Origin of the sequence: Pseudomonas sp. SWRI68 (genome assembly GCF_014269165.1) — a bacterium.
Taxonomy (GTDB): Bacteria; Pseudomonadota; Gammaproteobacteria; order Pseudomonadales; family Pseudomonadaceae; genus Aquipseudomonas; species Aquipseudomonas capeferrum.
The window spans coordinates 114,315-126,360 of sequence record NZ_JABWRU010000014.1 but is presented as its reverse complement, the minus strand read 5'-3'; the positions used below and the strand labels follow the sequence as shown (position 1 = coordinate 126,360).

The following is a 12,046-nucleotide window of genomic DNA, read 5'->3' as shown; positions in this document are numbered from 1 at the left end:
AAGTGCAGCAACTGAGTGAAGTCGGTACCGGTAGCCTTTACACCCTGTTCAGCCGAGCAGTTTTTGCACCCCGAGGGTAATGGCCAGCCCACCGCCCACCAGCCACAGGTTGAGTATTGCCCCGGTAATCAGCGCCCGTGGCCCCGCCTGGCGGATCTGGCTGAAGCGCGTCTCCATGCCCAGCGCTGTCATGGCCATGGTCAGGGCAAAGGTGTCGAGCGTATTCACCACCTGGGTCACACTGCCAGGCAGCACCTGCAGCGAGTTCACCAGCACCAGCGCCAGGAAGCCGAAGGCGAACCAGGGCATGGCGATGCGCCCGTTGCCTTGCCCCTGGCCAGGCTGGCGTGCGCGGCTGATCCACAAGCCCACCACCAGCAACACCGGCACCAGCAGCATCACCCGGGTCATTTTGACGATGGTCGCAATGTGCGTAGCCTCGGGGCTGACGTTGCTCGCAGCGCCGACCACCTGGGCTACTTCATGGATAGTGCCGCCCAGGAACAGCCCGGCGCCCAAGGTATCGAGGTGCAGCCAGCCGGCATTGATCGCCAGTGGGTAGAGGAACATCGACAGGGTACCGAACAGCACCACGCTGCCGACCGCCATGGCGCTCTTGTGCGGAGCGCTGCGCAGCGCCGACTCGAAGGCCAGCACCGCAGCCGCGCCGCAAATGGCACTGCCGGCGGCGGTGAGCAGCGCGGTGTCGCGGTCCAGCTTGAGCAGCTTCATGCCACACCAGAGGCCGATCAGCAGGGTGCTGACCACCACCAGCAGCGACACCGTCAGCCCCGACCAGCCGACTTCGGCGATTTCCTGCAGGCTGACCCGCAGGCCGAAGAAGGCCACGGCGATGCGCAGCAGCCCGCGCGCCGAAAAATTGATGCCCGCCGCCCAACTGGCCGGCACGCCATCGCGCAGTGCATTGCCATACAAGGCACCGGCAACGATGCCGACGATCAAGGGGCTGATACCCAGGCTGGCGATGGCGGGCAAGGCCGCCAGCTGGGTGACGGCAAGCGCGAACAGCGCGACGAACAGGATGCCATTGAGCCGCCCTCGGGTAGAGAGGGTAGGCGTATAGGCGGGGTGGGACGGAGCCGTGGCCATGTGAGTCCTCCGGAAAAGGTGTTTCGACAAGGCCTACGTTAATCTGGTTATAAGCTTATAAAAAATCGTAATTTAGGATGTGGAGTATCCATTTTGCTGATATTTTCAATTCATGACCCCAGAACAACTGATAACGTTCGCCACGGTTGCCGAGCACGGCAACATCAGCCATGCGGCCCAGGCGTTGCACCTGTCGCAGCCGGCTGTGTCCGGGCAGCTGAAGTTGCTGCAGGAGGCGTTCGGCGAACCGCTTTATCAACGCGCCGGCCGTGGCGTGCGGCTGACAGCTGCGGGTGAGCAGCTGCTGGCCCATGCCGAGCGACTGCGCGACACCTTTCGCCAGGCGCAAGCCCTGCGCGAGGCTATGCGCGGCCTGGAGCGCGGCACACTGCGCATCGGCGCCAGTACCACCCCGGCCAGCTACCTGTTGCCGTACCTGATCGCCGACTTCCATGCACGCTACCCCGACGTGTCGGTGAGTACCTCCAATGGCAATACCGCAGAAATCGTCGCCGCGCTGGGCAGTGTCGACATCGCCCTGATCGAAGGCCCCCCCGGGCAGGAGCTGCCCCTGGGCACGGGGGTGACGCCGTGGCGTGAAGACGAGATCGTCGCCATCGTGCCCAGTGGCCATCCGTTGGCAGGTGACGAGCCGCAGACCCTGGAGGCTGTGGGGGCCTACCCCTTGGTGCTGCGCGAGAGTGGGTCAGGGGTGCGGCAGATTGTCGAACGCGCGTTTGCCCGCAGTGGCGTGGCGATGCGCGTGGGGCTGGAAATTGCTGGCGTGGAGGGGGTAAAGGAAGCGGTGCGGGCGGGGATGGGCATCGGCTTTGTGTCGGCCATGTCGATTCGCCATGAGGATGGCGCGTTGCGGCGGCTGCGGATTGCGCCGCAGCCACTGGTGAGGCGCTTTTCCATCCTGATGCCCCATGCCGCCACGCCTTCGCGGGCGGCGGCACGGTTTATGGCGTTGTGCGTTGGGGAGCTTGAAGTGGGTTAGGTCTTGCGGGCGCCCAATGCATTTCGCGCGCCGCCCGGCTTCGACGGCAGTCAATAGCGTTGGGCCAAGGTCGAGGCTGAGCACGCTGCCTAACGATTGCGTAGCGTGTCCAGCGCTGGGGACCAAACGACATGGCCACAGCGCTCACATGCGACCGAGTCGTGCGCCCCATGGTAGGTTGGAAAACCACAGCCCACGCAACAGTAAAGGCCGGCAGAAGGTGGTGAGGAGTATTGCGGACGATGCTCGAAAGGGAGCACTGACAAGCCCGCCTTGGTGTCCTCCGGCTCATAGAAATACAAACTGAGCTCACCGTCAGTTTCCAACAAGCCCAAACGTACCTGTCCCAAGTGCTCTACACCGCGCTGGCGTAGTTCCATGAAAAGTTCATTCGAGGAAATGTTCATATTGCGCAGCGAATGGATCTCGTACATTCCGTCCTTCACCACCGTTATCGGCAATCCATCAATCCAGGCTTCACACGTCTTGCTCCGCTTCATGAGGTAGACCGTACCCCGATACAGCAACAGGAGCGTCAAGAAGACCAGGGCCACCGGCAGCAGCGGAACATCCTCGTAGAAGGTCACATCGCCGGCAGCGGAGCCGAGGGTCAGAATAACGACCAGCTCGAAGCGGGAGAGCTGTTTGATTCCGCGTCGGCCACTGAATTTGAGGAAGAAGAAGACGGCTGCAAATGCGGCCAAGACCCTAAGGGCGACCTCCAGAAGAAAGGTCACAGGCAGATCGCCCAGCAGCATCCGTTGAAGGTCGAAAGATACCATTCGTTTTCCTCGTTAGCGGCCACCGCTGTGGTGAATCCACACCGCATAGGCCGATTTCAATGATTGAGGCAAGCAAGGAAGATCTCGCTTCAACGCAGCCTGGGTTTCCGGGCCTCGCACCCACTCGGTTAACCATGCGATAAGCAAAAGGCGAGTCACTGGACATGGGGCTACTTGGCGTTCGAGTTCATCTGCGATCTGAGCGAGCCCCTCTAGGGTTTCATCCAGCTTAGTGATCTGATCTTTCATGGGTTGGACTCCAATAACCGTTTCGCTTGACCGCTTCGCATACACCTCTTCCACTCTAGTAGGCGCTCACAGTGACAGGGCTCAAGCTACCTTGAACACATGCTTCAGATAAGCCACGAAGCTCTCATCCCGGCACTGCGTCTTGCCCGGGCTATCACTGATCTTCGCCACCGGCGCACCATTGCAGGCCGTCATCTTGATCACGATGTTCATCGGTACGACTCCTGGGATATCGCAAGTCAGATGGGTGCCGATGCCAAAGCTCACATTGATCCGTTCATGCAGCGCGCGGTACAGGCCAAGTGCCTTGGCAAAGTCCAGCCCATCGGAAAAGATCAACGTCTTGCCCTGCGGGTCGATGCCCAGACTTTCATAGTGGGCAATGGCCTTCTCTGCCCAGGCTAGCGGGTCGCCAGAGTCGTGGCGCAAACCGTCGAACAGTTTGGCGAAGTACAAATCGAAATCGCCCATGAACGCGTCCATGGTGATGCAATCGGTCAACGCGATGCCCAGCAGCCCGCGATATTCGCGTACCCAGCAATCCAGCGCGGCCGCCTGGCTGTCGACCAGCCGCGGGCCAAGTTGCTGGTGAGCCATGAACCATTCGTGGGCCATGGTACCGATGGGCTTGAGTTGGTATTCGCGGGCCAGGTGCACGTTGCTGGTGCCGACGAAGCGGCCCGGGAAGTCGCGTTTGAGGGTGTGCACCACGGCCTCCTGAACGCGGTACGAGAAGCGCCGCCGGGTGCCGAAGTCGGCCAGTTGAAAGCCTGCCAGCTCATCGGCGCTGGCCTCGGCCTTGAGCCAGTCGAGCTTCTGGTACAGCCGCTCGCCCACCTGCTCCATCACCACCTCGCGGTAGCGGTAGCGGTTGCGCACTTCGCTGATGATCGCCAGCAGCGGGATCTCGTAGAGGATCACGTGCAGCCACGGCCCACGCACGCGAATCGCCAGCTGCCCGGCGTCATCCAGGCCCACCTGCACGTAACGCAAGTTGAAGCGGAACAGGCTGAGAAAGCGGATGAAGTCTGGTTTGATGAACGGAATCTGCTCCAGATACGCCAGTTGGTCGTGGGTGACGGTGACCTCGGCCAGTTGCTCGACCTGGTAGCGGATTTCTGCCAGGTAAGGGGAGAGGTCTTCACCATTACGGCAGCGGAACTCCCATTCCACCTCGGCATTGGGGTAGTTGTGCAGCACCGCCTGCATCATGGTGATCTTGTAGAAGTCGGTGTCCAGCAGGTTCTGGATGATCCGTGGGCCGAATACGCTGTCATTCATGGGCGGTCTTCCTTGATCAACGCGAGCTGGTGGTCGAGCGCGGCCTCGTCGCCGCAGAGGATGACACCCTCGGCAGCCAGCGCCCCGCAGGCGCTGATGGCGCCTTCCTGGGTCAGGGCGCGGCAGGCGGGCAGGTACAGCAGCACCTGGAAACCGGCCTGGCGCAGTTGGCGGGCAGTGGTCTTGACGCAGTAGTCCAAAGCCAGGCCGCCGACGATGACGGCCCCCACCTGTTGCACGGTGAGGTATTCGATGACCCCGGTGGAGCGGCGTTCGGCCAAGTCGTGGTAGCAGGCGCCGTAGGGGTGCAGGAGAACACCGACTTCAATCTAGTCACCTCACCACCTGGTGCTTCTTCGCAATCCCACCTCCTGTAGGTACCCCGATCTGGAAACCAACCCGGCGTGCCCACCGAACGACACCTTAGGTCTCTCCATCTTGACTCACCTGACGCGTACCAATGCTGGGTAAGCGATCCATGAACCCCCCACCTACCGCAAGGTGAGGCCATCCTTTACCGTGGCATTTCCGGTGAACAGTTCCACGGCAACAGCGCTTCATAATCTGCCACCGACGTGGCGCAGCCACGTATAGGGCTCTTGGCCCTTGATCATGGCGGTCTCGACTAAACTGTAAAGCTGAACACTGGTGGTGGCACCCTTGGGCGTGTCGCTGAACAGCCAGGCTTTGCGGCCAATCACAAATGGCTTTATTGCGCGCTCTGCCGGGTTATTGTCGATCGGCAAATACCCAGCCTCCACATAACGCTCCAGCCGGCGTAATCGTCCGTCATCACATAGCCGCGATAACTTTCCAGCAAGCGCAACGGCACCTCCTGCGCACGGCTGGGGGTGTAGTCGAACAGCACGACTTTCCGATCCGGTGGCCCACTGGCTTGCACCCAAATCCGGGATTGGCTGGTCGGGTCTCGATCCGGTTCTTTAAGAACTTGGACGCGGGTTTCATCGCAATGGATGACCGGGCTTTCCAGCAACCGGTCGCGCATCAGATTCAGCAGTGGTTGCAGGTGCTCACCGCACTGAATCACCCCGCGCGCCATGGTCTGACATGAAATCTCGATACCGTGTCGGCTCAGCACCGTTTCAAAACGGTGCAGCGGCAAGCCATCGACACAACCACGGCAACCGTAAATAGATCGTCCAAGCCGCCGTCGTACAAGTGCTCAACGCCATCTATGAGCAGAATTTCCTTGGACTCTCATATGGGTTTCGCCCTGGTCGAGGGCAGCACGGTGCACTGAATGCTTTATCGGTAGGGATACAGACTGCTCGAGTTCGGTGGCTATTGGACGTGGATATTTGTGCGTTCTTCGACACCATTGATCACGAGTGGATGATGTGTTTCCTGCAACACCGAATTGCGGATAGACGAGTGTTAGCACTGATAGCACGATGGCTGCGCACAGGTGTTCTCGAAAACGGGAAGCGAATTTCTGCGAAGCAGGGCACACCACAAGGTAAGATCGCAAGAAGCGTGGGGAAGGAAAACCAGAAACATTCGACTTCCTCGGGTTCACGCATTTCTGTAGTCAAGCCAAGAATGGGATGTTCGAGGTCGGGCGGGTGACCATCGCCAAGCGGATGAGAGCAACACTCAAAGAGATACGCAGACAACTGCATAAGCGTAGGCACGAACCGATTCCCGTGATCGGAAAGTGGCTGCTCAAATTCAGTTGTGAAGACCGAGGGACATTGATCTCATGGCGTCTTTCAATGCAGTAGGAACACTGACGGGACTGTTGGGGCGGAAAAAGGTGATCGAAGGTCTTTTTGCAAGGATATTATATATGTCACTTTATCGGCTTCACCAGGTAGCACTGTTTGGCGCTACAAGGATGCTGTTGAAGGCATTCTCTGAGTTGCTGCAGCGTAAGACCCGACCAAGGCTCACGCTGCACTAATATTGAGATGGATTGAAGCGTATGTGTAGGTTGCGGATAATTTATGGGGCAGCTGCAGTAGTGTGAGTGCTACTGCAGCAAACGTTCCGTTGGCCGGCCACTAGGGAGTGCTTCGTGTAATTCTCAGCTGAAATCGAGTTCGATAGACCTTTTTTCACTAATGGACTTTCGGGCAGCATCCATGATTACAGCGGCGTCATAAGCGTCGCTCAGAGACGAAAGTGGTGCACGCTTTCCAGTGAGGCACTCTTCAATGAAATATTTTTGGATTTGGTAAAAGCTATCCCAATATGTGCCATCGTCCCAGAACGGAAGTCTCGCGCTCCCAAACTTTGTCGTATCCCATGGCACCACTGATGAACCATTCTTGCCGATAATTTTGAAGTACACAGACCAGGGGTCACGGCTACAATCATCTGCTGAAAAGCTGCCCCAAAGATTCGCGATGTTGCCGTTTGGATATTCTGCAATGATCATTAGCTGGTCGTGGGCTTGCGGATCTTTGAAATGGACATTAGAGCCTGTAGCGAATACTCGTTCCGGTCGGCCCAAGAAATACAGCATACAATATATGTGATGAACCATAAGTTCGCTCATGGTTAGATCAGGTGCGCCAATGTCGGCAGGGTGACGCTTGTTATAGATTGCCCAAAAGTTTACGATATCTCCGAGGTGCCCGGCGTCAATGTGCGCGCGAACACGCTGCATGGTTTCGGCGTAAACATAGTTGTGAGACGGTACGCACAATCGGTTGACACCGCGCGAAAGTATTTCCAGTTCTCGGATTTTATCGGTGCTCGTGCAAATTGGCTTTTCTATCAGTACATGCTTTCTTGCGAATAGAGCCTCTCTGGCGAAGTGGAAGTGCGTCTCTGCGTTGGTACAAATCACAACCGCATCGATGCTGTGATCATCAAGCAAGGCTTCCGGCGTCGGATAAAGTACTCCTCCAAATCGTTCTTTGAATGCTGTTGCTTTGCCCGGAGTCCTACCCCATCCGCCGACGTAGGCGGTGGAATCAATTTCATTGATTGCAGTTACATGGAGCTCTGCAACGTTACCTAGCCCAATAATGCCAATTTTCATATGCTATTCTCAATACTTGATATCGACAGGTTGGCCGGATGCTAAAGACTCAGCGGCAGCATCCGCGATCACTTGAGCAAACAACCCATCTGCGGCGTTCGGAGTAGGTGGCGTGCCATTGGAAATGCAGTGAATAAAGTGCTCCATTTCTGCAAGGTACGCAGGGCCAAATCTCTCTAGGAAAAATGGCTTGGCGACAGGCATCGTAAATCCTGAACTTGTCGCACTTTCAACTTGGCTTTCATGGACGTTTGTAACTCTCAGCATTCCTTTGGATCCATGTGCCTCGATTCTTTGGTCATAGCCATAACTAGCACGCCGTGAGTTGGAGATTTGACATATTTTTCCGGACTTTGTCATAAGAAGCGCTATAGCGGTGTCAACGTCGCCCACATCTTTAACTGCGGGGTCTACCAGCGATGACCCCGTTGCAAACACCCGAATAGGGTTTTCATTCAGTAAGAATCGTGCCAAGTCAAAATCATGGATCATCATGTCCCTGAAGATGCCGCCAGAGCCTTTCAGGTACTCGACCGGAGGTGGAGCAGGGTCTCGGGACGTGATTGTGACAGTTTCCAGTTGCCCGATTTCACCCGCAGCTAATCGTTTCTGCAACGCACCAAAATGCGGGTCGAACCGTTGATTGAACGCGGTCATAAACGGTACGCCGGCGCTGGAGACCTTTGCTAAGCATTGACGAACCCGAGCTGAGGACATGTCTATGGGCTTTTCACAGAAAATCGGCTTCCCTGCGTCTGCCAAGGCATGGATAAGGTCGAAGTGAGTCGGAGAGGGCGTGGCAATCACTACCGCATCTATGTCCTCTGCCCGAATGATTCCTTCGATAGTCCTGGCTTCAGCATTGAAGCAGCTGGCACATGTGTCAGCTGCTGCGGATATGGCGTCAGCTACCGCTACAAGCTTGGCGGATGGAATCTGCATTAGGCTTGCCGCGTGAACATTTCCGATTCGACCGCAGCCTAGAATACCTACTCTGAGCATATCGCTATCTCTATATTTAAAATTGTTGATTTGATGACGGCGGAGTTAGAGTGGCAGCGAGTGCTTAGATGGGCGAATCGTATTTTGTTATAAGTGCTGAAAGCTAAAGGTTATCAGCGGAAATGCTTGTCTTCACCAGGGACTTCCTTGCAAATAGTGGAATCGCCTAGATTTGCGAGGATTGCGCGAGCGGAATGCTGTGAATGGTGGCCAGAAATCATCCCGATTTTAATTGGCATTCCTACTTTTTCGGGTTCGTTACTGATTTTGGTAACACGCAGGGAGGAAATCTGATCATCTGGTCATTTTTAAAGGCTTGGCCAGGCCGCTGTCTCAGTTTGGCACAGTTGCGTCGTCTGCGTGAGGAGAGTCTATCGATTCGGTAAGCAGATCTATCGGCTTAGCTCTAGAATATCAGAGCCAAGCAGTGATGGCGCTGACCACGCCAGACCTCAGTTCCCAATTGTAGGCTGTAGGGAATGCGCGGAACCTCAATAACCGTCTCTCCAAAGCTACGATTTAGTAGGCACTGCCATCAACTGAGAGAAACTTTGTTTTGAGAAGCATAAACAGCTTTTGGTCGAGGCCTGGTATTTGATCTATACATTGTGTCTATCATAGGTGATCTTCTTGTTGTTGTTCAGAAATTGTCTTTCCACTTACGCATCGCAGCGAAGCATGCCTCGGCTGATGTGATGGGTAGTCCCGTGTGGCGCTGGACAGCTTCAACGATGTTCGCCTCCCGTACACGCAGAAACGGGTTACAAGCCCGTTCAACGCTGATGCGGGTAGGTAAGGTGAACTGTTCGCGATTGCGGATTTCACAGACCTCAGCCAAGCGCTCGGCTATTTCATGATTGTCTGGGTCGACAGCCAAAGCAAAAAAAAAAGCAGGTTGGAGGGTGTACTCATGTGCGCAGTACACTCGCGTTTGGTCTGGCAGCGCTCCAAGGCATTCGAGCGACTTCAACACCTGCAGCGGCGTCCCTCCAACAGCCGGCGCTGAATAGGGCATCCTCATCAACCAAGTGGTAGGCCAGATGCCCCGAGGTATGGCCAGGCACGGCGATCACGTTAATGGTTCGTCCCAACACTTGGATCCGATCACTATCCTTAGACGAGGGAAAAGTCGTCGAACTCAAGGCTATGGGATTCCTGCAGGTCGAACGCTTGTCCGTAGAAACGCATGGAGGCATCCAGGTCACCTACGCGGATCATGGTATGGAGGAATTTCGGCATGATCAGGCTTTCCTGGACTGTTGTTATGCAGTCAGGATGGCAGTCTGGGTCGCGGTAGAAACGGCAGTCATCTGCCGCCCTCCGCACAGATCCGTACATGCGGAACTACCACATAGCGCTCCTGGCTCGGGTATGCGACGCAAAGCGATCCTCAAAGTAAGGATCTGCCTTCTAGATCTCGGGAGGTAGGGGATCGCCAAGGCGTCCATACCGTGACCATTGAAGCCCATTACGCTTAAGGGCTTGCTGCCAAAGACGGCATACCGGCAAACGAAATCCGCCAAGAGGTATAGGTTCCCCGGTATCGCGTGGTAATTGAAGTAGCCGCTCACCACACGTTTGAGCCTTTGCCCTTGAATCCGGACAAGGTCATGACACCGACGACTCAGCTTCTCACGGATAGCAAGAAACGTCGCACGTACAGATACCGCCTCTCACAGCTCTATTGCTGCAGCTGTAGTGGGTGAGCCTTCTGATTTCTCGGTGGTAAGTGGCAAATCCGGTCACAGACATTGAGAGCTTTTACCATTGTCGGGCACGTCATTCGAAGGCGATTATTTTCCGCCCGTTTCAGCGATTTCTCCCATCTAAAAATAACTCAGAGGGACGCTCGTGATGCCTGATTACTTTTCTGCTTTGACTAGCTTTAGCTATCAGCATGTTGTTGACCTTGAGCTAGCTGGACGTTTGTCAGCCGTCAATGCGTGTATCGAATGCTGTGATCGGCATGCTCAAGATGACCGAGCTGCCCTATTTTACGAGGGCTCTGATGGTACCAGTGCAACCTATACATTTGGAGACCTGCAATACAATGCTGCTCGCTTCGCTAACGCCCTTCGAGCGCAAGGTGTCAAAAAGGGGGATAGGGTCGCGGGACTGCTACCAAGAAAGGCTGAGTTGCTTATCACTATCTTGGCCACATGGCGTATTGGCGCGGTTTACCAACCTCTTTTCACCGCCTTCGGGCCGAAGGCCATTCAACATCGCCTGGAAGGCTCCGCTGCACGCGTTGTGGTGACGGACCTGCAAAACCGCCCGAAGCTAGATGAAGTCGAGTTCTGTCCCTCCATTATCACCATTGGAAACAACGGTCGTGACTTGAGTTTCTGGGATGAGTTGGAAAAGTTCCCCCCTGAGTGCCAGCCCGAAATGCTGACTGGGGACGACCCGTTTCTCATGATGTTTACCTCAGGTACTACGGGCCCAGCAAAGGGGATGACGGTACCGCTTAAGGCTTTGGTGGCGTTTAAAAGCTATATGCGCCAGTCAGTAGACCTGAGACATGAGGATGCATTCTGGAACTTAGCGGATCCAGGCTGGGCTTATGGCCTCTACTTTGGTATCGCGGGCCCTTTGGCGATTGGCCATTCAATCACCTTGTACGATGGACCGTTTACGGTGCAGAGCACCTGCCAGGTAATACGGAAGTACGGCATTACAAATCTTGCAGGATCACCTACCGCCTTTCGACTGCTAATTGCTGCCGGCGAGGAGTTCACAAGCGCCATTAGGGGGAAATTGCGAATTGTGAGCAGCGCCGGCGAGCCATTGAATCCGGAGGTGATCCGTTGGTTCGCCGATACATTGGGAGTGACCATCCACGATCACTACGGTCAGACCGAACTGGGCATGGTGCTCTGCAACCATCACGGACTAGATCACCCTGTAAATCCAGGCGCAGCCGGGTTTGCCTCCCTGGGCTACCGGATCGTGGTGGTGAATGACGTGGGTAATGAGCTACCACCTGGTCAACCGGGAATTCTGGCGATTGATCGGAAGCAATCACCGATGTTCTGGTTCTCTGGCTATCACGGGGCGCCGACTAATTCTTTCATCGGGCAATATTATTTGAGCGGCGACAGTGTTGAGCTCAACGCGGATGGGAGTATTAGCTTTGTAGGGCGCACGGACGACGTGATTACCACGTCGGGCTATCGTGTAGGCCCATTTGACGTTGAAAGCGCCTTGATTGAACACCCCGCAGTGGTTGATGCAGCCGTTGTTGGTAAGCCTGATGCGGAGCGTACAGAGCTGGTTAAGGCGTTCGTTGTGCTCAATCAGAGATTCACGGCTTCGCCTGAGCTGACCGAAGAACTCTCCCTGTACGTTCGTAGGCGCTTGGCAGCTCATTCCTATCCACGAGAAATAGAGTTTGTTAGCGACCTGCCGAGAACACCGAGTGGGAAGCTCCAACGCTTTATCCTGCGTAACCAAGAGATTGCTAAAGCTCAAGCGTCGCTCGTCAAGACTGCTGCTGGTTCGACTTGCAAGAGTACGTGCTAGCAAACGCAGCCGGGCCTACGTTGCTAAGTTCTTTGCCTCGCGAAATTCCGCTGATGTCGAGAGCCTCTACTGCGCGAGCTGTGAGAGTCCCGA

At 55.9% G+C, this 12,046-nt stretch carries 11 protein-coding genes and 2 pseudogenes; 3 read left to right on the top strand and 10 right to left on the bottom strand.

Annotation, left to right across the window (positions count from 1 at the left end):
* Positions 1-48: 48 nt before the first annotated feature.
* Entirely contained in the window at positions 49-1,110 is a 1,062-nt protein-coding gene (locus tag HU770_RS19380) for a YeiH family protein (RefSeq protein ID WP_033697296.1), read from the bottom strand.
* A gap of 112 nt (positions 1,111-1,222) precedes the next feature.
* Between HU770_RS19380 and HU770_RS19375 the strand changes: the two genes are divergently transcribed.
* Positions 1,223-2,110, top strand: coding sequence for a LysR family transcriptional regulator (locus HU770_RS19375; RefSeq protein ID WP_033697297.1), 888 nt, complete (start codon positions 1,223-1,225; stop codon positions 2,108-2,110).
* 89 nt (positions 2,111-2,199) lie between these two features.
* On the opposite strand, the gene HU770_RS19370 is transcribed toward HU770_RS19375, so the two are convergent.
* From HU770_RS19370 to HU770_RS19350, 5 genes and pseudogenes are all read right to left on the bottom strand, one after another.
* Positions 2,200-2,892, bottom strand: coding sequence for a YetF domain-containing protein (locus HU770_RS19370; protein ID WP_033697298.1), 693 nt, complete (start codon positions 2,890-2,892; stop codon positions 2,200-2,202).
* Between the two features lie 12 nt (positions 2,893-2,904).
* Positions 2,905-3,141: a hypothetical protein gene (locus HU770_RS19365; RefSeq protein ID WP_186659415.1), complete on the bottom strand. Its 237-nt coding sequence runs from the start codon at positions 3,139-3,141 to the stop codon at positions 2,905-2,907.
* Between the two features lie 81 nt (positions 3,142-3,222).
* Positions 3,223-4,422 (bottom strand): nicotinate phosphoribosyltransferase, encoded by a 1,200-nt coding sequence (pncB, locus tag HU770_RS19360; protein ID WP_186665026.1) that lies wholly within the window; start codon positions 4,420-4,422, stop codon positions 3,223-3,225.
* Positions 4,419-4,733: pseudogene (locus tag HU770_RS19355) on the bottom strand (isochorismatase family protein); the annotation flags it as partial. The gene pncB and the pseudogene HU770_RS19355, both read right to left, overlap by 4 nt.
* A 203-nt stretch (positions 4,734-4,936) precedes the next feature.
* Positions 4,937-5,554, bottom strand: a pseudogene (locus HU770_RS19350) (IS66 family transposase); the annotation flags it as partial.
* 47 nt (positions 5,555-5,601) lie between these two features.
* Here HU770_RS19350 and HU770_RS19345 point away from each other — a divergent pair.
* A complete protein-coding gene (locus tag HU770_RS19345) occupies positions 5,602-6,009 on the top strand; it encodes a reverse transcriptase/maturase family protein (protein WP_261871932.1) in 408 nt (135 codons plus the stop codon).
* 457 nt (positions 6,010-6,466) lie between these two features.
* On the opposite strand, the gene HU770_RS19340 is transcribed toward HU770_RS19345, so the two are convergent.
* From HU770_RS19340 to HU770_RS19325, 4 genes are all read right to left on the bottom strand, one after another.
* Positions 6,467-7,429 (bottom strand): Gfo/Idh/MocA family oxidoreductase, encoded by a 963-nt coding sequence (locus HU770_RS19340; protein WP_186665024.1) that lies wholly within the window; start codon positions 7,427-7,429, stop codon positions 6,467-6,469.
* Positions 7,430-7,438: 9 nt separating this feature from the next.
* Positions 7,439-8,431, bottom strand: a complete 993-nt coding sequence (gene iolG, locus HU770_RS19335; protein WP_186665022.1) for an inositol 2-dehydrogenase — start codon at positions 8,429-8,431, stop codon at positions 7,439-7,441.
* Between the two features lie 640 nt (positions 8,432-9,071).
* Positions 9,072-9,446, bottom strand: coding sequence for a hydroxyacylglutathione hydrolase C-terminal domain-containing protein (locus HU770_RS19330; protein WP_238347515.1), 375 nt, complete (start codon positions 9,444-9,446; stop codon positions 9,072-9,074).
* A 98-nt stretch (positions 9,447-9,544) separates the two neighbouring features.
* Entirely contained in the window at positions 9,545-9,670 is a 126-nt protein-coding gene (locus tag HU770_RS19325) for a VOC family protein (RefSeq protein WP_238347514.1), read from the bottom strand.
* Between the two features lie 615 nt (positions 9,671-10,285).
* Between HU770_RS19325 and HU770_RS19320 the strand changes: the two genes are divergently transcribed.
* Complete coding sequence (locus HU770_RS19320) at positions 10,286-11,953, top strand: AMP-binding protein (RefSeq protein ID WP_186665020.1); 1,668 nt, start codon at positions 10,286-10,288, stop codon at positions 11,951-11,953.
* The last annotated feature ends 93 nt before the right edge of the window (positions 11,954-12,046 follow it).